Source organism: Blautia sp. RTP21359st1_E11_RTP21359_211015, assembly GCF_040910705.1.
GTDB lineage: Bacteria > Bacillota > Clostridia > Lachnospirales > Lachnospiraceae > Blautia_A > Blautia_A fusiformis.
Genome location: NZ_JBDGAB010000010.1, coordinates 40,826 through 62,538 on the forward strand (window position 1 = coordinate 40,826; position 21,713 = coordinate 62,538).

General features: G+C 45.8%; 16 protein-coding genes and 1 other annotated feature (1 of these 17 cut by a window edge). Of the genes, 4 read left to right on the forward strand and 12 right to left on the reverse strand.

Annotated elements, in window-relative coordinates; translation table 11 throughout:
- Nucleotides 1-1,262 (reverse strand): hypothetical protein (locus tag AB5026_RS05445; RefSeq protein WP_368212931.1); only part of this gene is annotated, 1,262 nt, incomplete at its 3' end.
- 515 nt (nucleotides 1,263-1,777) lie between these two features.
- Here AB5026_RS05445 and AB5026_RS05450 point away from each other — a divergent pair.
- Together AB5026_RS05450 and AB5026_RS05455 are read left to right on the forward strand one after the other, a co-directional pair.
- Nucleotides 1,778-2,230 carry an Hsp20/alpha crystallin family protein gene (locus AB5026_RS05450; RefSeq protein ID WP_015525518.1) on the forward strand — a complete coding sequence of 151 codons (453 nt, stop codon included), beginning with the start codon at nucleotides 1,778-1,780 and terminating at the stop codon, nucleotides 2,228-2,230.
- Nucleotides 2,231-2,598: 368 nt separating this feature from the next.
- Nucleotides 2,599-3,243, forward strand: coding sequence for an orotate phosphoribosyltransferase (locus tag AB5026_RS05455; protein WP_015525517.1), 645 nt, complete (start codon nucleotides 2,599-2,601; stop codon nucleotides 3,241-3,243).
- 69 nt (nucleotides 3,244-3,312) lie between these two features.
- Here the strand turns inward: AB5026_RS05455 and AB5026_RS05460 are convergent, their stop codons facing one another.
- On the reverse strand, nucleotides 3,313-4,278 hold the full coding sequence (locus tag AB5026_RS05460) for a hypothetical protein (RefSeq protein ID WP_368212933.1): 966 nt from the start codon (nucleotides 4,276-4,278) through the stop codon (nucleotides 3,313-3,315).
- Nucleotides 4,279-5,099: 821 nt separating this feature from the next.
- Here AB5026_RS05460 and AB5026_RS05465 point away from each other — a divergent pair.
- Both AB5026_RS05465 and AB5026_RS05470 read left to right on the forward strand, forming a co-directional pair.
- Nucleotides 5,100-6,314 carry a DUF4317 domain-containing protein gene (locus AB5026_RS05465; RefSeq protein WP_368212935.1) on the forward strand — a complete coding sequence of 405 codons (1,215 nt, stop codon included), beginning with the start codon at nucleotides 5,100-5,102 and terminating at the stop codon, nucleotides 6,312-6,314.
- A 10-nt stretch (nucleotides 6,315-6,324) separates the two neighbouring features.
- Complete coding sequence (locus AB5026_RS05470) at nucleotides 6,325-7,122, forward strand: Cof-type HAD-IIB family hydrolase (RefSeq protein WP_022427187.1); 798 nt, start codon at nucleotides 6,325-6,327, stop codon at nucleotides 7,120-7,122.
- 106 nt (nucleotides 7,123-7,228) lie between these two features.
- Here AB5026_RS05470 and AB5026_RS05475 read toward each other — a convergent pair whose 3' ends face one another.
- The 10 genes from AB5026_RS05475 to AB5026_RS05520 all read right to left on the reverse strand — a co-directional run bounded on the left by AB5026_RS05475 (nucleotide 7,229) and on the right by AB5026_RS05520 (nucleotide 21,581).
- Nucleotides 7,229-8,488, reverse strand: a complete 1,260-nt coding sequence (locus AB5026_RS05475; RefSeq protein WP_022427188.1) for a hypothetical protein — start codon at nucleotides 8,486-8,488, stop codon at nucleotides 7,229-7,231.
- A gap of 213 nt (nucleotides 8,489-8,701) precedes the next feature.
- Nucleotides 8,702-12,028 carry a transcription-repair coupling factor gene (mfd, locus tag AB5026_RS05480; RefSeq protein WP_022427189.1) on the reverse strand — a complete coding sequence of 1,109 codons (3,327 nt, stop codon included), beginning with the start codon at nucleotides 12,026-12,028 and terminating at the stop codon, nucleotides 8,702-8,704.
- A gap of 7 nt (nucleotides 12,029-12,035) precedes the next feature.
- Entirely contained in the window at nucleotides 12,036-12,614 is a 579-nt protein-coding gene (gene pth, locus AB5026_RS05485) for an aminoacyl-tRNA hydrolase (protein WP_368212936.1), read from the reverse strand.
- Between the two features lie 78 nt (nucleotides 12,615-12,692).
- The gene (locus AB5026_RS05490; protein ID WP_021651300.1) at nucleotides 12,693-13,643 is read right to left on the reverse strand and encodes a GTP-binding protein; all 951 of its coding nucleotides are present in this window, start codon (nucleotides 13,641-13,643) and stop codon (nucleotides 12,693-12,695) included.
- 122 nt (nucleotides 13,644-13,765) lie between these two features.
- Complete coding sequence (locus tag AB5026_RS05495) at nucleotides 13,766-14,908, reverse strand: CobW family GTP-binding protein (protein WP_368212938.1); 1,143 nt, start codon at nucleotides 14,906-14,908, stop codon at nucleotides 13,766-13,768.
- Between the two features lie 212 nt (nucleotides 14,909-15,120).
- Nucleotides 15,121-15,354 (reverse strand): hypothetical protein, encoded by a 234-nt coding sequence (locus AB5026_RS05500; protein WP_015525508.1) that lies wholly within the window; start codon nucleotides 15,352-15,354, stop codon nucleotides 15,121-15,123.
- A 136-nt stretch (nucleotides 15,355-15,490) separates the two neighbouring features.
- Entirely contained in the window at nucleotides 15,491-16,603 is a 1,113-nt protein-coding gene (locus AB5026_RS05505) for a DUF3878 family protein (RefSeq protein ID WP_015525507.1), read from the reverse strand.
- Nucleotides 16,587-17,519 (reverse strand): GTP-binding protein, encoded by a 933-nt coding sequence (locus AB5026_RS05510; protein ID WP_178817918.1) that lies wholly within the window; start codon nucleotides 17,517-17,519, stop codon nucleotides 16,587-16,589. Before AB5026_RS05510 ends, AB5026_RS05505 begins: the two co-directional genes overlap by 17 nt.
- 225 nt (nucleotides 17,520-17,744) lie before the next feature.
- The gene (locus AB5026_RS05515) at nucleotides 17,745-21,077 is read right to left on the reverse strand and encodes a TRAP transporter large permease subunit (protein WP_015525505.1); all 3,333 of its coding nucleotides are present in this window, start codon (nucleotides 21,075-21,077) and stop codon (nucleotides 17,745-17,747) included.
- On the reverse strand, nucleotides 21,078-21,581 hold the full coding sequence (locus tag AB5026_RS05520) for a TRAP transporter small permease (RefSeq protein WP_015525504.1): 504 nt from the start codon (nucleotides 21,579-21,581) through the stop codon (nucleotides 21,078-21,080).
- A gap of 85 nt (nucleotides 21,582-21,666) precedes the next feature.
- Nucleotides 21,667-21,713, reverse strand: a binding site (T-box leader) (it continues 200 nt past the right edge of the window).

Consider the following 21,713-nt stretch of genomic DNA (forward strand, 5'->3'; position numbering starts at 1 on the left):
GTATTTACGCCCATTCGTCTGGTACGCTCCCAGATACGTCCGCTGGTATCGTCACCGGTCCGGTTCAGATGCATCAGGCCTGCGCCGAGATGTCCGATAGTATTGCAGCCGATGATCACTGCGTTGTTGCTCCGGGAAGCATCATAAATCTCCTGATAAAGCATTTTTACGATTTCTGCGCTGGTTTTGGTCTGATCATAAAAATGCCATTTCTCCATGGAATTGTCTCTTAAATTCGCCTCAAATCCCCATTTTCCAAAGAGATCAAAGGTAGAAAAATCATGCTTGATCAGCGTGTATCCCCAATCACAGATCCTCTCGATATCTTTACGGATATATTCCAGTGCATCCGGGTGGGACGGATCGAGACAGTCATTATAGGAAATCCTCCACTCATTCGGGATATTCTCATCTTCATTAAGAAGCAGACGGACCCAGATACCCGGGCGGACACCTTTTTTCTCCAGCTTGTCTGCAAGACCTTTCATATCCGGAAATCTGGCATTGCCTTTTGTCCAGGGTCCACCGTTGTATTCATCCAGGCGGTGATGCTCCTGCCAGCAATCATCAATGACCATGAACGGAGGATTTTTTACACCTTCGGTCAGTTTCAGGATATAATCGGTATCACTTAAGATCTCCTCTTCGGAGCTGTCACCGTAAGCATAGTACCAGTTATTGCTTCCATATACCGGAAACTCTGGGAAGATCGGATCTGTACACATTTTTTCACAGAATTTATGTGCAGTTTCAAAAGTATCTGCTCCTTCTGCTTCCATGCAGACGATCTGTGCGGCACACAGCTTTCTTCCTTTCAGCTGTACTCCTGTATTTCCGCAGCGAACATCCAGAAACAAAGTAATTCCTTTGGTATCCACCTGCCAGCAGCACATAGCAGAAGGACGGACCTTTACGCCAAAGCAGAGAACCTTCTCAGAAAGCTTCGCCAGAAAATACCATGGCAGATAACGGTTTCCGCTCATTCCATGCCATTCCGCATCACCATAGGTACGTTCCCAGGCATCTCCCAGAAATCTGGCTGATTTCGGGATCTTATAGTTCCATCTCAGCTTCACACATCTCACTGCATCCTCGGATGTGACAAATATATCCTCATGTTCACCTGCGTCCTGAAATTCCACAGTAGTTGCACCGGCAGCTACTGTCGTCTGCCCTCCCTGGCACACAAGTCTCTCCTCTTCTGTTTCCACTGTTACATAATCCGGTACCCCAAGCTTAAAATCTGCATATTTTTTCTGCATTATTCTCTCCTCCTGTACTTTTTCATTTACATTTTGCTTTACCTGCATACTCATGAACACTGTCTTTCTATCGTCTGTTCAACTCAGAAGAATGTACGAAAAATTTTTTTAATACATTTTGTCTATATGCCTTATTATATTGATTTTTTTGGTTTTTTCTATGCTTTAAAGTTATTATAACATTGCAGAATGTTCAATCTGCATAAGCTTTTCAGTCCTTGTCCGATTCGCTTTTTAATATAAGAACATAAAGGGCTAAAACTGGAAATTAGTTTTTCATTTTACGGAACACAAATTCTTCACAATTTTTTAGCACTCACCTATTGACTTTGCTAACAACAGGTGTTATATTACATATAGAACAAAGGAGAAGATAAAAAAGAACTTCCAGATGTTCAGAATAAAACCAAACGATCACCACTGCGGAATAACCCGAAGTGGTAACTATATACCGGCAACAGTTGGATTTCTTGATCCACCGGAACGGCTTTTCAATTTGAAAGGAGAAATGACTTATGATGTTCCCGAGTGTATTTGGAGAAAACTTATTTGATGACTGGATGGATGATTTTGGATTCAGAGATAATTTCTTTAGCGGAAAGAACCCTCTTTATGGCAAACATGCAAAAAATATCATGAAAACTGATGTACGTGAAACAGATAAAGGCTATGAGCTGGATGTAGATCTTCCAGGATTTAAGAAAGATGAAGTACAGGTACAGCTGAAGGATGGTTATCTTACCATCTCTGCTGCCAAGGGTCTTGACAAAGACGAGGAAGACAAGAAAGGCAATTATATCCGCCGTGAACGTTATGCCGGCAGCACAAGCAGAAGCTTCTATGTTGGTAATGGTGTAAAAAACGAAGATGTCCATGCAAAATTTGAGAACGGTGTTCTGAGACTTTCTATTCCGAAAAAAGCAGCTGAAGAGATTGAAGCTGATAAATATGTATCTATTGAAGGCTGACATCGACTCACTCTCACAGGGGGAGAATCCATAAGGATTCTCCTCCTCTTTTTTATACGCAATAATACATATGACACTCTCTTTCCAATTTACTACGTACTCACAAGTACTTTCACTCTATAGTAATGATCCTATTGTCAAAGTTTTCATGATATTGGATATTTTTTAACAAATACGCTTGATTTTTTGAATATTTTTTATATATTTTGCATTATATTATTTCATTTTTTTGAAATTAATGGTATAATATGCACAGCTAATCGGATATTTGCAATCCGCATTCGGTTAAATAAATCTGTTTCGTAATCCTTCAGGATAATTCTCCTGAACAACCACGTAAAACACGATCACGACAGGAGGTTTTTATTATGGATCAGGACAACATCATAAAAATTTATGCACGCACTGACAACCGCATACAGCTTAAAATGATTCCGGGACACTTCGTAACATCCCAATCCCATATCACACACTACCTGGATCTCACTACTATGAAATCCAGATGCGCTGAAGCACAGCGTATTGCATCCGCTCTCGCAGCAAATTACGAAGCATCCATTCCGGTAGACACCATCGTCTGCATGGACGGACTTGAAGTGATCGGTGCTTATCTCGCCGAAGAACTGACCAAAGCCGGCGTCCTTTCCATGAACGCACACCAGACCATCTACGTCATCACCCCTGAGTTCAACAGCACCGGGCAGATGATCTTCCGCGACAACTATGAACCAATGATCAATGGAAAAAACATCCTCATCCTAAATGGTTCCATCACCACCGGATCCACATTGAACCGAGCTATCGAAAGCGTTCTGTACTATGGCGGTAAGATCCGCGGCGTGGCAGCCATCTACAGCAGTGTAGACAGTGTAGCCACACTCCCTGTCCACTCTATCTTTCAGGCCAGAGACATCCCGGACTATCACTCCTACCGCTCTGACAACTGCCCACTGTGCAAAAACCGCCAGAAGATCGATGCTATTGTCAGCAGTTACGGATATTCTGTATTATAAGATTCAGATCAATCAACGAATCCCCCATGGATAGCAAAACCAGTGGGGGATTCTCTTTATCTTTTCTTATTATAATTGATATTCTCTGTACATGGCTTCACGCATTTCTTTATCTGTAACAACCTTCTGGATCTCATTACCACGATCATCAAGTATAAGCCTGTTGATCAGAACACTAAGTCGTTCTTCCCCCTGGGCCATTCCCTGAGCCATTCCCTGAGCCATTCCCTGTTCTCGCCCCAGTGCTTCAGCCTGTTCTTTAGCTTCCGCCATCAGTCTTGCCCTTTTCTCAGATTCCAGTTCCAGAACATGTCCACCCATAATCTCACCTATTCCTTTCCGGACTTTCTCCTCATTTCTGAAAATATGATCAGATATCCGAGTTATCAGTCCAATCAGATCACTGAACAGTTCAGACCTTCCAGATTCAGTGATCTCTACCTCCAGTTTACTCCGGATCACTTCATATTCATTCAGTAATTCCTGAAAAAGTTGTGGATTCTCACTCATCTCATGCCCTCTTTTTTCATATCGCATGATATAAAAAGGAAGCAGCATAAGAAGACTCTTTTCAAATATCTTATCTTTTGTATAATTCTCTACTTTAATGGCAGGCACTCTGTACAAATGACATCCCCCATCCGGAAAAACCACATCCACTTCCAGAAAATCCGGCGTATTCCTACTATTTCTCAGATACAACACACAAGAACGTGGAAACTCCATCCGATACCTCCGTCCCTGCTTTCTGGCAAACTCAACAGCAGTTGCAAAATCATACTCTATCATCCGTACAGCCATTGTCGTGTCATCCGTACTCTGACATTCTATATGATAAATCCTGTTTCCGATCAACAACCGCGAATCCGTAATAATCTCACCATCCACCCGCTGATACTCATTACGCAGCTGCACAATCTCCACATCAGCCGGGTATGATGTATGAAAAACATCATTGATCAAAGGCACGACCAGAAACGTCATTTTCTCCATCATAGTACGAAAAACATCATCAAAAATCGTATTATCTCTCAAACAATACTCCTTCTGGTATATACAATTATACCATCAACCAAACACTTCAGAAACCCTGTATACAGTTTTTATAAATATTTTTTGAAAAAACGCTTCAGACATTGAAGCAAAAAGAAACCAAATAAATGGATAGATCTTATAAGATATACAAATCATACCACACATCCCACCACAACACCACAAAAAACCATCTCCAAATTTCGACACCACCTTCCAGCGTCCAGCAACGCACCGACATTCACAACCTCCCTCCAAACCACATGGAATCTCAACCTTCCAAACTACAGGCGTCCAGCAACGCGCCGACGCTCACAACCTCCCTGACAAACACATAGAATCTCAGGCTTCCAAACTACAGGCGTCCAGCAACGCGCCGACGCTCACAACCTCCCCGGCAAACCACAAGGAAACTCAGCCTTTCCTCCCAGCCATCCAGCGCAGCGCTGATGGCTCATCCAACTCCCGTCAGACCACTCTATCCCTCCCACCATGACCGCACAGTGTGAGGTTTGCAGCAGAAGTCCGGGTGCTTTGGAGTGAGCCTTGGTCCATACTTAGCGTCTGAGGTGGTTCACGGAGAGGTACCCGGCGGCCACAAGCCGCAGGGTAAGGCCCATCTGTCTGAGCCAGGTACGCATCAGCGTACATGGCGAGTTATGGGCCGGCCGCTCCGTGAGACACCTCAGACGCTTAGTATGACCAGGCGAAACGACGGCACCCGGACTTCTGCTGCAAATCTCACACGTCCGTCCGCGTCATCTTGCCCCCACCAAACACCTGTGCTATAATCAAACTAATTAAAAAACCGAGGTAAACCACACATGAACAAAAAAGAAATCGCAGAAATAAAAAAACAATTCACCCCTGACCGCTGCTCCATCACCCGCATCTGCGGCTGCTACGTAGACGGTGAAAAAAACAAAAAAACCGAACTCAAAGAAGCCTTCTTATCCTTATCAGAGGAAGAAACCTTCAAATACTTCGACATCTTCCGAAAAACCCTCACCGGCACCATCGGAAAAAACCTCATCAACATGGAATTTCCTCTGGATCAGGAAACCGAAGGCGGAACCCAAAACTTCCTCATGAAACTCCGCAAAAGCAAACTCACCGACGACACCCTCACCGAAGCCTTCTACGACAGAATCATAGAAAACTACGACTACGGTGAAAACTACTACATCATCCTCATCCACGCAGTCTACGACATCCCCGGCAAATCCTCCGACGGTGCCGAAATGTTCGACGCTTCCGATGAGATCTACGATCACATCCTCTGCAGTATCTGCCCGGTCAAGCTCTCCAAAGCAGGCCTGCATTACAATGCAGAGACAAACAATATTGAAGACCGTATCCGGGACTGGCTGGTAGAAATGCCTGACTGGGGCTTCCTTTTCCCACAGTTCAACGACCGCAGTACCGATATCCACGGACTTCTCTACTACACCAAAAACGCCGAAAATCTCCGCTCCACCATGATGGAAGAAGTCTTCGGCTGCACCACACCACTATCTGCCGGAACCCAGCGTGACTCCTTCAATGCTCTGGTGGAAGAAACCCTTGGTGATGACTGTGCCTACGACACAGTCCTTGAGATCCATGAAAAGCTCAACGATCTCATCGAATCCCAGAAGGACGAACCGGAACCTGTTGTCCTCACCAAATCCGAAGTCAAACGTCTCTTCGAAGAATGCGGCGTAGAAGACGAAAAGCTCCAGAACTTCGATGAACAGTATGAGCTTGCCGCAGGAGAAAAATCAGCTCTGGTAGCATCCAACATCACCAACACCCGGAAATTCGAGATCAAAACCCCTGACGTGGTGATCCACGTAGCACCGGACCGGGCAGAACTGGTAGAAACCCGCATCATCGATGGTCGAAAATGCCTTGTGATCCCCATGGAAAGTGAAATAGAACTCAACGGCATCCGTGTCAGCACACTGAACTCTGTTGAAGATACATCCGCAGAACCGCTTCCTGTTAATGATATTACTGACATTGATGACAGTAACACCGAAGAAGAAATCCCATTTTAAAGGAGACCTTATGAACGATAAAAAAATCCTGTTCTTCGACATAGACGGCACACTGCTTACGCCTCACCCCTTCAAGGTTCCGGAGAGCACCAGCAGCGCCCTCACAAAAGCCCATGAAAACGGTCATCTTCTTTTCATCAACACCGGCCGCACCAAAGTAATGATGCCCTCTGCACTCTCAGAGCTTCATTTCGATGGCTATATATACGGCTGTGGAACCCACATTTACATGGACAACAAATTGCTTTTTTTCCGCACAGTCCCAAATCTTCTGTGCAAGGAAACCGTAGACCTTCTCCGCAAATGCAAGATCGAGGCAATTTTTGAATCCAACACTGAGATCCTGTATGATGGCGCATCTCCGGCCCAGTCCGAATTCGGAGTCAAAATGCGAAAAGAAATTCCAATGGTCGACATCACGAAATTCAATCGGGAGGATGCCTGCACTTACTCTTATGACAAATTCCTGGTACATATGCTGCCGGATTCCGATGTCGAAAAATTCCACAGCTTCTGTAATGATCATTACACCTATTTTGATCACGGAGACGGAATCTGGGAAGTCACACAAAAGGGTACCAGCAAAGCCACAGGCATGGAATTTCTCCTGGACCGCCTTTCCATCCCCAGGGAAAACTGCTACGCATTCGGAGACAGTCCCAACGACCTTCCCATGCTGAAAGCTGCCGGAGTCGGCGTTGCTATGGGAAATGCTTACGGAGGCATCGAAAAGCACTGCACATACCAGACAAGTGCAGTCGACAGGGACGGGATTCTTCACGCACTGGAGCATCTCGATCTGATCTGATGATCCGTAAAGCAGGCATGAGCATTACAAAAAACGAGCCGTGTACGATAAACCCGTACACGGCTCGTTGTCTTTTCTCTTATCATTCCATTTTAAACATGGTATCTTATTTCTCAGCTTCCGGTGTAGCAGCTGCCTCAGATTCTGTACTGTCTGCAGTCTCCTCATCAGCCTTTGCAGAATCTCCCTCTGTCTCCGGTGTCTCAGTCACATCGGTCTGCTCCTCAGCTGCCGGTGTCTCGGTTGCCTCAGCCTCTGCAGAATCTGCTGTCGGTGTCTCAGTTACATCCGGGTCCGGTGTCGGAGTTGGAGTCTGGATCGTAAAGCTGTGATTATCTGTAATCTTGATCTTCTTAATCAATTTTTTCTCTTCTTTGATATCAGCTTTCTTCTTCCAGCCATCTGTTGTATCATTATAGAAATCATCCTTCTTGGTGTTTGTCAGAGACTCTTTCTTACTCTCCGTTGCAGTTTTATCATTCTTGGAATCCAGTCTCACAACATACCATACGGAATCTGTCTTTATGATCTCCTCGTTCAGTGCACCCTCGTCCAGCTTTCTTAAAGCGGTACGAACCTCATCCGGATAAGTAGTTCCGTTGGCAGCACTGTCATCACCTTCCTCATAGGTAGGGCATGTTCCGGTTGTTGCGGTCATATCCTCGGAGATCTCATCTCCAAGAGTATTGAAATCTGCAGCCGGATCCTCTTTAACCTTGTCATAAAACTTCTGAAGATTCTCTTTATTCTTCTTGATATCATCATCGGAAAGATCATCTCCGCTGACCTTTGCACTTGCATAGCTGAAGGACATCTGCTGATATTCTTTCTCATCCAGCTTCACGTCCGCTTTAGCTTCAATGGCATCCTTCATCTTCACATCGTATGTTTCAAGCTCGAGGAAAGTCTTCACCATATCTTCATCAACCGCAAGCTCTGCAATTGTCTCATCGGAATTGGCAGCCATGAAGTTCTTGGCAGCTTCCTCAAGAGCCTTCTGCTCATCATCTGTGATTTCAACATCATACTCGGAAGCGTGTTCTTTCTCCAGACACATCTTTTCAACAGTTTCAACAGAAGTTGTTACCGCATTTTCACCGTAAGTCTCATCGGAATCATCATCCATTTTGGTACTCCAGATAGACATATCGCTTCCGCCGCCAAGATACATCTTGTACATTGCCTCAGCCTGTGCCTGCTGCATACGTGCTGCCAGACTTACAACGCCAAACGGGATTTCCTGCTTATTGACTGTCACTGCGATCTTTGTACCATCGAGTTTTTTATTTCCGCAGCCTGCCATCATTCCTGCCGCTGTAACGCAGACAAGAGCAGTAACTGCCGCTTTCTTTACTGAATTTCTCATTTCATCCTCCATCTATCCGTCCATAAGAATCACGGTCCGGCTCTTATTCCATAATACTTGATTATAAACGTTTTCACCTTTAAGAGCAAGGAATTTCACGAACTTACACGACATTTCACAAATTATCCACAAGTCTTTCCGGGAAAATATCCGGTATCCACAAACCGGATGTTTTTTCCCGTGGATAACCCTAAGCTTAGCTGATTCCTCCCTTTACTCCAGTGGCTCTGCCAGTTTTGCCAGCTCCCCCGCAAACTTCATCAGCTCTTCGATCAGCCTTCCCTGTGGTGTCAGGATAAATTTCGGCTCATGATCAGCCTTAAACTGCAAACCTCTCCGGTACTGCGCCATAATAGCCGGGATACCTGCGGGATCCAGCTTGGCCTTTTCATAGAGCGTGATCCGGACATCTTTTCCAAGCTGCTTGATCTCCGTCACATATCCCTGATGGGCAAGAGCCTTCAGCCTTGCAATGGCAAGAAGGTTCAACACAGCTTTTGTCGGCTCACCAAAACGGTCGATCAGCTCCTCCAACATATCGTCATATTCCTGCTGGCTTTCAATACTGGCAATACGCTTATAAATATCCAGCTTCTGGAACTCGTTGCTGATATAGGAATCCGGGATAAACGCATCGATGTTGAGATCAATGGTCGTCTCAAAATCATCCATAGTACGGATTCCCTTTGCCTCCTTGACAGCCTCACTGAGCATCTTGCAGTAAAGGTCATAACCAACTGCGTTCATATGCCCGTGCTGCTGAGCACCGAGAAGATTTCCTGCTCCACGAAGCTCCAGATCCTTCATAGCTATCTTAAAACCGCTTCCAAGGTCTGAATACTCCCGCATGGCGCTGAGCCGTTTCTCCGCGGTCTCCTGGAGCATCTTGTTTTTGGTATACATCAGGAATGCATAAGCAGTCCTGTTGGAACGTCCTACACGCCCACGGAGCTGATAAAGCTGGGAAAGGCCATATCTGTCCGAATCATGGATGATCATAGTGTTTACGTTGGAAATATCCAGTCCTGTCTCAATAATAGTGGTGGAAACCAGTACATCCACATCTCCGTTGATAAAATCATACATTACCTGCTCCAGTTCCCTCTGACTCATCTGTCCATGTGCAAAATCCACTCTGGCCTCCGGCACAAGTCTGGATATCCGAAGGGCTACTTCGGCAATGTCATTGACTCGATTATATACGTAATACACCTGTCCACCCCGGCGAAGCTCCCTGCGGATGGCTTCCCGAACAGTCTCCTCATCGTACTCCATAACGTATGTCTGGATCGGCACACGATCCATCGGCGGCTCTTCCAGAACGCTCATATCACGGATACCGATGAGACTCATATGAAGAGTTCTCGGAATCGGCGTTGCCGTCAGCGTCAGTACATCCACATCTTTTTTCATCTGCTTGATCTTCTCCTTGTGAGTAACACCGAAGCGCTGCTCCTCATCAATGATCAGAAGTCCAAGATTTTTAAATTCCACATCTTTTGAAAGAACTCTGTGGGTGCCGATCACAATATCTACCTGCCCCTTTTTGATCCCTTCGATGGTCTTTTTCTGCTGAGCAGATGTCCGGAAACGGCAGAGAAGCTCCACCTTCACCGGAAATTCTTTCATACGCTGTACAAAGGTATTATAATGCTGCTGGGCAAGAATGGTAGTAGGGACCAGATAAACCACCTGCCGGCTTTCCTGTACTGCCTTAAACGCAGCTCTTAATGCCACCTCCGTCTTTCCGTAACCAACGTCACCACACACAAGACGGTCCATGATCCTGGTGCTTTCCATGTCTCTCTTGGTATCTTCAATGGCTGCCAGCTGATCCTCTGTCTCCTCATAAGGAAACATCTCCTCAAATTCCTTTTGCCATACGGTATCCGGTCCGCAGACATACCCCTCTTTCTCCTGGCGGACTGCATAAAGCTCTACCAGCTCTTTTGCGATATTTTTTACCGCACCCTTAACACGGCTCTTGGTCTTATTCCACTCCTGACCGCCAAGCTTATTCAGCTTGGGCGTTTTTGCGTTTTCGGAGGATCCTGAATATTTCTGCAAAGCATCCAGCTGGGTTGCCAGGATATAGAGATTACTGCCGCCCCGGTATTCGATCTTGATGTAATCCTTCACAACACGGTCAACCTCTACCTTTTCGATTCCACGGTAAATACCCAGTCCGTGCTTTTCATGAACAACAAGATCACCAATGGAAAGCTCTGCAAAATCCTGGATCCTGTTTCCGCTGTACTTTTTCTTTTTTTTGCGCTTTTTCTGCTCTTTGCCGAAAATATCGGTTTCCGTCATCACTGCAAATTTGATCAGCGGATACTGGAAGCCACGTCTTGCGTGACCATAGACCACCATGATCTCCCCGGGGCTAATGATACGATCCATGTCCTGGCTGTAAAAAGCATTCAGTCCTTCCTCTGAAAGATCCTTTGCCAGACGCTCCGCCCTGGTCCTGGAACCGGAGAGCAATGCGATCCGGTATCCCTGACTCTTATACTGAAGGAGATCCTTTACCAGAAGTTCAAAGCTGCTGTTATAAGAATCTACAGACTTCACCGTAAGATCAAATTCCTCATTGATCTTCCATCCGGAACGTCTGGGAGAAAGTGCGGATACAGCCACACAATTCCGTCTGTTTAGCTTCTTCTGCAGTTCCTGAAAGCCACATAGCCACTGCTCCGGAAGATTTGCCTCGCCTTTTTCCTCTCTGTGCATACGACTCTGACGGTACTCTTCCTCCACACCCTCGCCGTTTTCTGCCAGGTGGTTCAGTTCATCCAGAAACACCAGTGTTTTTTCTTCCGGAAAATAATCCAGAAAGGATACCATATCTTCTCCGTCCATCTTTTCTGCAGCCGGATAAATCGTAATTTCATCTACATTTTCCAGAGATCTCTGACTTTCCGCATCAAAGCTCCGGATAGAATCTACCTCATCATCCCACAGTTCGATACGCCAGGGATTATCCTCTGTCAGCGGATAGATATCAATGATTCCTCCACGCACAGAAAACTGCCCCGGAAGCTCTACCTGACCAGTGCGTTCATACCCCAGCTCTACCAGCTCTTCCTTCAGCTGATCCAGATCGATCACACTGTCACTTTTAAAATGAAGAAGTCTGCTTCTGATCTTTTCCAGCGGCATCAGGAAATCCATACATCCGTCAATGCTGGTAACAACGGTCACTTCTTCCTGTTCCAGAAGTGCCCGGATCACACGCATCCGCTGCCGGATCAGAAGATTTCCGTGAATATCTGCCTGAAAAAACAGAAGATCCTTTGCCGGATAAAAATATACATTTTTGTCATAGAATCGGTAATCCTCATAGATTTCCTTTGCGTTGCGCTCATCATCCGCAAGGATCAGATGATATGGAAAAAGCCCGGAAAGTCCATACATCAGATGGACCTTCTGGGACTCCATGCATCCGGAAACATTAAGAATTCCGCAGTTTGCGCCACAGCGCTTTTTTATTTCCTCAAACTCTGCAAGACCCTGCAGAGGATGCAAAAATGCTTCCATACAAACCTCAATTCTTAGGCTTTTTCCTGTTATATTTATTCATCGCCGCATCTACGCCCTCGGACAGGATCATCTCCACAGCCTCTGCCGCATCATTGATCCCTTCATCCACAAGCTCGCGGTCACTGTCCGAAAAATGACCCAGCACAAAATCTGCCAGATCCCAGTCTTTCGGTTTCGCACCGACACCAACACGGATACGGATAAATTTTTCAGTTCCAAGGCGGCGGATGATATCCTTGATCCCGTTATGTCCGCCCGCACTGCCCTTTTTGCGGATACGAAGCTGCCCAGGCTCCAGATCGATATCATCGTAGATCACGATCAGCTCTGTCTCCGGATCGATCTTGAAATAGCCGGACATCTCCTGGATCGGACCGCCGCTTAAATTCATATAGGAAAGCGGTTTCATCAGAATAGCTTTTTCACCGCCGATGATACCTTTTCCATACATGGCATTAAATTTTACGCCGCCCTGCGGGATATTATGCTTCTCCACAAGACAGTCAACGGTGTCAAAGCCCATATTGTGGCGTGTAGCCTCATACTGCTTTCCCGGATTTCCCAAACCTGCAATTAAATACATAAAAACTCCTCAGCTGTAATTCACCTGTTTCAATGTCAGCCTTCTTATGCCTTAAGGCATACAAATGCTCTGATCGTATCAGTTGAAATATACCATCTCATCAGCAAGTGGCTCACAAACTTCTACATGCTCTGCGTAAAGTACGATTCCCTCTCCCTGATATTCCATTCTCTTCTCAAACGCAACCTTCGCAGTAACATCCACCCACTGGCCTTCTGCGATCTTCGGAGCAAAAGCGCTCTTGCAGATGTAACCAAGGAATGTGGTATCATCTGCACAGCATGTCATGGCTGTTCTTCCGGGAACAAAGAATTTGCTTCCCATTCCACGCGGCTTCAGGGCACGTGCTTTAAAGTGAACGGTTTTTCCGACATAACGGTCCGGATGATCCATGGAATCCACAAACCAGATACCATAATCCTCCGGAAGGATATCGATCACCGGCGCATCAATATCAAATGGCATCTCATCCTCAAAAAGATCACCAAGCTCGCCCTCTTCATCCTCAAAGATAATCTCCGCACGCTGGTTCACCACCTTGATGCTTCTTCTGTAAGAAGGAAGCGGGTCGTTCTCCTGGCAGCGGTTAAAGATAACCATATCCGCATTGCGGACCATGTCCATAAAAAGGGACTTCATATTCGCCATATAGACTTGGAATGTGCTTGCATCCACACAGGTGATATGTTGCTCCACGCCCCAGCCTTCCGGTTTTTCCATTTCTTCGAATTTACTTACCAGCCACATGCCATTATACTCAATGATCACCCGCTCCGGCTGATGCAAGATCTCCATTGCCGCAAGTCGTTCCGGTGTAAGCTCTTCCTCGCTGTCAATGCTCTCCACAACGGTATTGCACTGTTTCAGTGCTTCCTCATCATATTCTTCCTCACCCTCTTCGCAAAGGATCAGCAGTGTTTTTCCATCGATCTGAAAGTAATCCTGCTGCAGGGTAAAGCTCAGGAAAGAGGTCTTGCCGCTTTCCAGAAAACCTGTGATCAGATAAACGGGTACTCTGGTCTCTTCCATAAATCCATCCTATCAGATACTGTACAATTTAATGTACAGTATCTGTTTCCTTTCTGTAACAATCTATATCTGTATTCCGCTTTGGCTTTGCGTCAAAACGAACATTTATTTTATCATATGCTTTATGCGATCCCGAAAAGATCCTCCAGTGCATGCTCGTCAAGCTTAGAACCGATCACGCACAGACGGCCTGTATATTCCGGTGCACCCTCACGGATCTCAGTTTCTTCCGGAACCATATCAAAATAGATCCATGTTCCGTCTTCTGCTGGAAGCATTCCCTTTGCACGGAGGATGATACCGTATTTATCAGACTCGGAAAGTGCCTCAAGGATCTTCTCAAGTCCCTCACGTGTATATTTTTTAATAGTCTCACGGCCCCAGCTTGTGAAGACCTCATCTGCATGATGATGGTGGTGGTCATGTCCACAGCCACACTCTCCGTCGTGGTGATGGTGATGCTCATGCTCTTCATGATCATGGCCGCAGCCGCACTCTCCGTCATGGTGATGGTGATGCTCATGCTCTTCATGATCATGGCCACAGCCGCACTCTCCGTCGTGGTGATGGTGATGCTCATGCTCTTCATGATCATGGCCGCAGCCACACTCTCCGTCGTGGTGATGATGATGCTCATGCTCCTCCTCAAGCATCTCCTGCTCCAGGGATACCGGATGCTCCATAACCTCTACCAGCTTCTTACCGTCAAGATTCTCGATCGGAGTTGTAATGATAGCAGCATCCTTATTCAGGCTGCGGAGAAGCTCCAGGGACTCCTGAACCTTTTTCTCACTTGCAATATCAGTACGGCTCATGATGATAGCACCTGCATACTGGATCTGATTATCAAAGAACTCACCGAAGTTCTTCATATACATTTTGCATTTTTTTGCATCAACAACAGTTGTATAGCTGTTCAGTTTAATGTCAACCTCGTCCTGAACACCCTGTACAGCCTTGATAACGTCAGAAAGCTTACCAACTCCTGATGGCTCGATCAGGATCCTGTCCGGATCATATTTGGTAACAACCTCTTTCAGAGAGGTTCCGAAATCTCCTACCAGAGAGCAGCAGATACATCCGGAGTTCATCTCACGGATCTGGATCCCTGCCTCTTTCAGGAAGCCGCCGTCAATACCGATCTCACCGAACTCGTTCTCGATCAGCACTACCTGCTCACCCTGAAATCCATCCTTCAGAAGCTTTTTGATCAGAGTTGTTTTTCCGGCGCCAAGGAAACCGGAGATAATATCAATTTTAACCATTTTGTATACACTCCTTTTAACGTAGTTTGACCAGGAAGTATTATACCCCCTGGTTGTATCCTGTTATGCTCATGATGACAGAGAAAAAAATACCTGTTTCTGTATCTGCTGTCATTATATCCATTTTACAAAACAGACATTCCTATTCTGCTTTATATTCAGATTAATAGAGGGATGTGAAAAGCTCACATCCCTGAAAATCGTTCTTCCTATCAGCCGTTGATCATAAAGTTCATAAGCTTGTCGATATCCTCTTTCTCTGCTGCAACGATCTCAAGCTCCGGGATCTCACCAGCGGAAAAGATGTTTGCAAGAGATACATACTGGGAAAGTTTGGATTTCAGGTTCAATCTGTCTCCCTCTCCTGTTACAAGCTCTACTCTACCCTTGCAGCTGTCAATTACCTCAAAAAATTTATCAATATCTGTAATATGTGTTACTTTCATTTTAAAAATCTCCTTTCTTATTAAAGGGCTGTTCTTAACTCTTTCCGTTAGATTATACCCCAGTGTTTTTAAAAAAGCAATCCCTGCCGGGCAAAAACACTTCACAGATATTCTCTACGGATCTATATATATTTCGTCATATTTCTTCAATTTCAACGGTACAGTCTTTTCTTCCTTTGTTCCATTTCATGAGATAAACCTTAAATCCCAGAGAATCTCTGGCAATGGTAAACGGTTCTTCCCTGAGTACTTCGGATCCCATACCCTGCTCGTTCAGCTCTGCCTGCTTTGTCCTGGCTTTTTCTGTAAGAACTCTAAGTTCTTCATCGGCTTCTTTTCCAAAAGAACGATTCCCATATCCGGATGAAGCTTCCCGCAGCTTTTCAGAAAGGCACATCGTTACCTGGATGTGTTTTGTACGGTGAAGCATTCCTGCCAGTTTCCGTGCTACCCATTTAAACCGAAGTTTCCGGTAAATTTCAAGCCACCTGACAAAGGTACGGTCTCCTGCCTGCCTTGCGATCTCTCCCATTACCTCAAATGCCTTTTCCGAGGGAATCCACGGATTTTCCCTGGGAACAATATACTTTTCCGGAACAGCCGGATAACAGCAGTAATTCAATGGCGGAAATTCCACCAGTGCAGAAAGCTTCTCCTCCAGAGCGTTGCAGCTGTCCCCGCCTATATAATCATATTTGTCGCGGAGGATCGCCAGCCGATATTCCAGCTGCCGTAAGTATTCATACCCTTCTACCCAGAAATGACCGATCCGGCTGTAATCGTAGAGATGTTTTTCCAGAGACAGGGTTTCAAAAAACAAAGTCACCACCGAATCATCCTGGTGAACCACAAGGATGTATTCTCTGCCCTGCCGGCTTAAATCTGCCAGGATCTCGCCCTCGTAATCCGGTTTGTATACACCTGTCATACGGGCATTTCCAAAAACAAGAAAGCTTTCTACCGCATCATTCATAAGATACACAAGACGGATTTCGCCGTTTTTTACATAAGAATCCACTCTGTACATATTGTCATCGGACTTTTCCGCAATTGCTTCCGAAAAAGCACTTTCTGAAGCTGCTTTCTGATCCTGCGGATCTTTCTCATCATTCACTGCCACCAGTTCAAACTGATCTTCTCCAAGCAGCTCTGCTAGCTTCTGAAAGGTATCTGGCAGCTCTTCAAAGGCCTTCTCTGAGACATATCTCTCCGGTGCTGTTTTTCCTGCAGTATTATTTCCAGTATCCATCAATTACCTCTTTATTCAGTTTCTCCCCAATAACGATCATGATCTCCTGTCCCAGCTTTGCCGGCCGGATGCAGATCTCATGGCGGGTAGCATTCAGCTCCAGCCATTGTCCATCTTCTTTTCTGAGAAAACCTTTTACGCGAAAAACATCTCCGCAAGATGGATCATTCAGGATCCTTTCTGCAGTTTCATGAAGTTCCTCCTCGCTTTTATGAACGTTCATAAAAAACAGAGAATCAAATCCGCCGCCTTCCGCATAGGATTCCTTCACGTAATTCTCTGCCACATACCCGCAATCCAGGATCTTTTCCAGGTCTGTGTCTGTGAGATCATCCCAGTTTCCGGTGAGAATCTCACTGTCCAGACGGCGCCTGCACTGAATCTGGCCAAGTGCACGGTTGAGATGCTCTTTTGTGCTGCTGATCTCTTCCACCGTGGCTTCCTGGCTCCTGCTCAGTAATACATAGCCTGCATCTGCCACCTCGGAAGCCAGCAGATAATCCGCTTCCGCAGAAAGATCCTCTGCCAGCTTCGCATCCACAATGGCGATCACATTTCCGATCTCATACCATTTATCCAACGGTTCCTCATGGAGGGCGTCAAAGAACTCATCCACATCAAAGATTCCGGATGGTTCTACGATGACACGGTCGTAACCGCACATTCCCATGGCGATCAGCTTTGTCTTAAATCGCCGTCTGTGACAGTCCGCATCACAGCCCCCGGAAACCATCTCCAGCTCACAATTGTCTCCCATTAGATCCTGAAGCAGCATCATATCCACATTCACTGCCCCGAAATCATTTTCCAGGATCCCGATGTTCATGCCTTTTTTCAGAAGATAGGAGGCATATTTTTTTATAAATGTTGTCTTTCCGGATCCGAGAAATCCAGTTATCAGATCGATCTTTATCATATTTCTTCCTTTACCTTATCAACTCTCCGGAGCATACAGTAAAATAAATGCGAATATATGCTTTACTTATGTTCCGGTCATATTTCAATAATCTCCTGCCCGACAAATGTCGGACTGCTATCAGTATATAATCTTTTTTCCGCAAAGAAAAGAGGCGGTCCTGAAAAATCCTCTCAGAACTGCCTCTTTCCGGCTATTTTATCTTTTTATAAACATATATGAAGATTACTTTGTAAACAGATCTACCAGATCCTGACCATCATTATAGCCCTGTTTTTTCAGTTCCTGAACAAACCAGTCATCTACACCGTCTACTGCTTTCTTAAAGGAATCGATATCCATGTCCTTTTTCTCTGTGAAGGTCACACCGTTTTTGTCTGCCCAGCGTGCTTTGATCTCATCATCACTGGAACGGTTGATGTAACGCTCATACTCAACAGCTTTCTGACCACACTCGTCAACAACAGCCTGCTGCTCCGGTGTCAGCGCATCATAAATATCCTGGTTGATGCAGAAGAACAGGCAGTCATAGATTGCATCCCACATGGAGCAATATGGCTGTACCTCCTGTACACTGGCTGCATCGATGGCGGGCAACGGATTCTCCTCGCCCTCTACCGTATTCTGCTGAAGTGCTGTGTAGGTCTCGGACCAGTTCATATTTGTAGCATCTGCCCCCCATCTCTTATAACACTCCATAAGGAGATTAGAGCCGGCTACACGAACCTTCAGATTCTTCATATCATCTACAGATTTTACCTCATGCTTGCTGTTTGTCAACTCACGGAATCCGTTCTCTGCAATACCCATGCAGTGAAGTCCGTAGCCGTTAAGGATCTCCTTCAGCTTGTCTCCGGCCTCTCCGTCAAACTTCGCATCTGCATCATCATAGGAATCATAGATGAACGGCAGGGATACCACATTGAAGCGTGGATCAAATGCAGAATAGATCAGATTGGAATGCATGGAGATCTGTACCGGGTCTCCGTTCATCAATGCCTGGATTCCCTCGGACTGATTTCCGTTTGTCAGCTGATCCGCTGCGTAAATGTTAACCTTGACCTTTCCTCCGGTAGCCTTTTCCATGAGTTCACCGAACTTACGTCCTCCATCAGCCCAGGTACTTGTCTCCGTTGTGGAGCATGCAAAGTTCCAGGTCGTCTCAGGCCAGTTCAGATCACTGTAATCCTCCACGGTATCTACCGAATCCTCTGTAAACAGATCTACAAGATCCTGTGCATCGTCATAGCCTTCACTCTTAAGCTCCTTTACAAACCAGTCGTCGATTCCGTCTACTGCTTTCTTGAAGGAATCGATATCCATATCCTCTTTCTTTGTAAAGGTCACACCGTTGCTCTTCTCCCAGCGGCTCATGATCTCCTCGTCGCCGGAACGGTTGATATAACGCTCATACTCAACAGCCTTCTGGCCTGCCTCATCAACAACCTGCTGCTGTTCCGGTGTCAGGCTGTCATAGATATCCTGGTTGATACAGAAGAACAGACAATCATAGATTGCATCCCACATGGAGCAGTACGGCTGTACCTCCTGTACACTGGCTGCGTCGATCGCAGGCAACGGGTTCTCCTCACCCTCTACCGTATTCTGCTGAAGTGCTGTGTATGTCTCAGACCAGTTCATATTTGTGGCATCTGCCCCCCATCTCTTATAGCATTCCATAAGAAGGTTGGAACCGGCCACACGAACCTTCAGGTTCTTCATGTCGTCTACTGTTTTTACTTCATGCTTGCTGTTTGTCAGCTCACGGAAACCATTCTCTGCGATTCCCATACAATGAAGTCCGTACTCACCAAGGATCTCTTTCAGCTTTTCTCCGGCCTCACCGTCAAATTTTGCATCCGCGTCATCGTAGGAATCATAGATAAACGGCAGGGATACTACATTGAATCTCGGGTCAAATGCAGAATAGATCAGATTGGAATGCATGGAGATCTGTACCGGATCTCCGTTCATCAGTGCCTGGATTCCCTCGGACTGATTTCCGTTTGTCAGCTGATCTGCTGCGTAAATATTAACCTTGACTTTTCCGCCGGTTGCTTTTTCCATAAGCTCACCAAACTTACGTCCTCCGTCAGCCCAGGTACTTGTTTCAGTTGTAGAGCATGCAAAGTTCCATGTCATCTCCGGCCAGTCAAGATCACTGTAATCCGCGATGGTATTAAAGGAATCACTTCCGTCTCCGGAATCCTTGGAACTCTGGCTTTCTGTGTCAGAAGACTGGTCTCCTGTATAGGAACCCTCTTTTGCAAGAGCCTTCGGAAGAGCTGTGGAAACAGCCGGAATATAAGTGATGATCAGAAGAACTGCAACGGATGCAGCGATCATCGGCATAACTGCTCTGGAGATCTGCTGAAGAGTAACCTCCAGACCTTTTTTGATCTTGATACTGATGGCAACGAAAAGATTTACACCTACCGGAGGTGTTACCTGTCCGATCGCAAGGTTAACTGTTGCCATAACACCGAATGCTACCACATCATAGCCCAGAGCCTTACATACCGGAAGCATGATCGGTATAAAAATGTACATCGCAGAGTTTGCATCAATGAAGCATCCTGCGATCAGGAAAATGATGTTTACGATCAGAAGGAAGGTAAACTGATTATGTGCAATGCCGGCAAGAAGCTCAGATGCCGCATTTGCAATACCAAACTTGGTACATACAAAAGAGAACAGGGAAGCACTCGCTACGATCAGCATGATTCCACCGGTTGTCTTTGCAGAATCCACAAGAATGTCAAACAGATCTTTGAGCTTAACCTCACGGTAGATCACCATACCAACAAACAGACCGTAAACAACAGATACGGCTGCAGCCTCAGTTGGTGTAAAGATACCACCGTAAATTCCCCCGAGGATGATAACCGGCATCAGGAATCCCCAGAATGCATCTTTAAATGTATCCCAGCGTTCTTTTGCGGAAGCTTTTTCACGGGATGGCTGAATGTTATGTTTCTTTGCCTCGATCATAACGATGATCACAAGAGCAACACCCATCAGAAGTCCCGGAACGATACCAGCCATAAACATATCTGCAATAGATACCCCTGTGATAGAAGCGTATACAACGAATGCGATACTCGGCGGTATGACAATGGCGATGGAACTGGAGGTTGCCATCAATGCCGTGGAAAACGGTGCGGAGAAACCGCCCTGCTCAACCATAGCCGGGATCAGAACTGCTCCAAGTGCCGCAACCGTTGCAGGACCGGAACCGGAGATCGCTCCGAAGAAGCAGGCTACGATAACACATACAATGGCGATACCGCCCTTTTTATGTCCTACGCAGGTATCTACGAAGTTGATCAGTCGTTTGGAAATACCGGCTTTTGCCATAATGTTTCCGGACAGAACAAAGAACGGGATAGCAAGAAGCAGGAATTTACTGATTCCGGAGTACATATTTGTAGCTACGATCGTCAGAGATGTACCGGAATAAAGGATGGCACATACAGATGACAGACCTAAGCAGATTGCAATGGGAAGTCCCAGGATCAGGAAAACAAAGAAGGAGATAAATAAGATTGCACTGATCATTTATTTGTCCTCCTTTTCATCATCTTTTTTCAGGCAGAAGTCCAGGCAGTACTCAATAAAATGAAGGATCATACAGCCTGCTCCGATCGGCACGAAGGACCAGAAGATCCACTCCGGCCAGTTCAATACGAAAGTTCTCTTGCCGTTTGCCAGCTGTGTAAGAACTTTGTCCATTCCATATTTAAATAAAATTGCGGAAAAAACAATGCTCAGGACCGTGATCAGGATCACAGATGGTTTTTCCAGTTTTTTCGGAAGACGGTCCGTAACCAGTGTCAGACTTACCAGTCCTCCTTTTTCACGGCAGGCAAGTGCTGCTGCCAAAAGTGTGATGAGAACAAACACCGCTACAACAAGCTCTTCTGTAAAAGACCATGAGCGATGGATGACCTTACGGGAAAATACATTTCCCACAGTCAGCACAAGGATCAGCAGTGTGGAAATGACCAGTACAATTTTTTCTACTGCTGCAAGTGCGTTCATGAGTTTTTTGTACACTTTCATACTCTTTCCCCTTTTGTATATTTTTCCGGTTTCAGATCCTTACCGCGTGGTTTAAAATGTTTTGGATAAAAAAAATCCGTCCCCTTTCAGGGACGGATATAAAATTCCGCAACCACCCTGTTTCTCCATTGA

What these genes read in the sequence shown, in the direction of transcription:
- AB5026_RS05450 (WP_015525518.1), top strand. Translation starts at nt 1,778, where the DNA reads ATGATGTTCCCGAGTGTATTTGGAGAAAACTTATTTGATGACTGGATG.
- AB5026_RS05455 (WP_015525517.1), top strand. Translation starts at nt 2,599, where the DNA reads ATGGATCAGGACAACATCATAAAAATTTATGCACGCACTGACAACCGC.
- AB5026_RS05465 (WP_368212935.1), top strand. Translation starts at nt 5,100, where the DNA reads ATGAACAAAAAAGAAATCGCAGAAATAAAAAAACAATTCACCCCTGAC.
- AB5026_RS05470 (WP_022427187.1), top strand. Translation starts at nt 6,325, where the DNA reads ATGAACGATAAAAAAATCCTGTTCTTCGACATAGACGGCACACTGCTT.
- AB5026_RS05475 (WP_022427188.1), bottom strand. Translation starts at nt 8,488, where the DNA reads ATGAGAAATTCAGTAAAGAAAGCGGCAGTTACTGCTCTTGTCTGCGTT.
- mfd (WP_022427189.1), bottom strand. Translation starts at nt 12,028, where the DNA reads ATGGAAGCATTTTTGCATCCTCTGCAGGGTCTTGCAGAGTTTGAGGAA.
- pth (WP_368212936.1), bottom strand. Translation starts at nt 12,614, where the DNA reads ATGTATTTAATTGCAGGTTTGGGAAATCCGGGAAAGCAGTATGAGGCT.
- AB5026_RS05490 (WP_021651300.1), bottom strand. Translation starts at nt 13,643, where the DNA reads ATGGAAGAGACCAGAGTACCCGTTTATCTGATCACAGGTTTTCTGGAA.
- AB5026_RS05495 (WP_368212938.1), bottom strand. Translation starts at nt 14,908, where the DNA reads ATGGTTAAAATTGATATTATCTCCGGTTTCCTTGGCGCCGGAAAAACA.
- AB5026_RS05500 (WP_015525508.1), bottom strand. Translation starts at nt 15,354, where the DNA reads ATGAAAGTAACACATATTACAGATATTGATAAATTTTTTGAGGTAATT.
- AB5026_RS05505 (WP_015525507.1), bottom strand. Translation starts at nt 16,603, where the DNA reads ATGGATACTGGAAATAATACTGCAGGAAAAACAGCACCGGAGAGATAT.
- AB5026_RS05510 (WP_178817918.1), bottom strand. Translation starts at nt 17,519, where the DNA reads ATGATAAAGATCGATCTGATAACTGGATTTCTCGGATCCGGAAAGACA.
- AB5026_RS05515 (WP_015525505.1), bottom strand. Translation starts at nt 21,077, where the DNA reads ATGATCAGTGCAATCTTATTTATCTCCTTCTTTGTTTTCCTGATCCTG.
- AB5026_RS05520 (WP_015525504.1), bottom strand. Translation starts at nt 21,581, where the DNA reads ATGAAAGTGTACAAAAAACTCATGAACGCACTTGCAGCAGTAGAAAAA.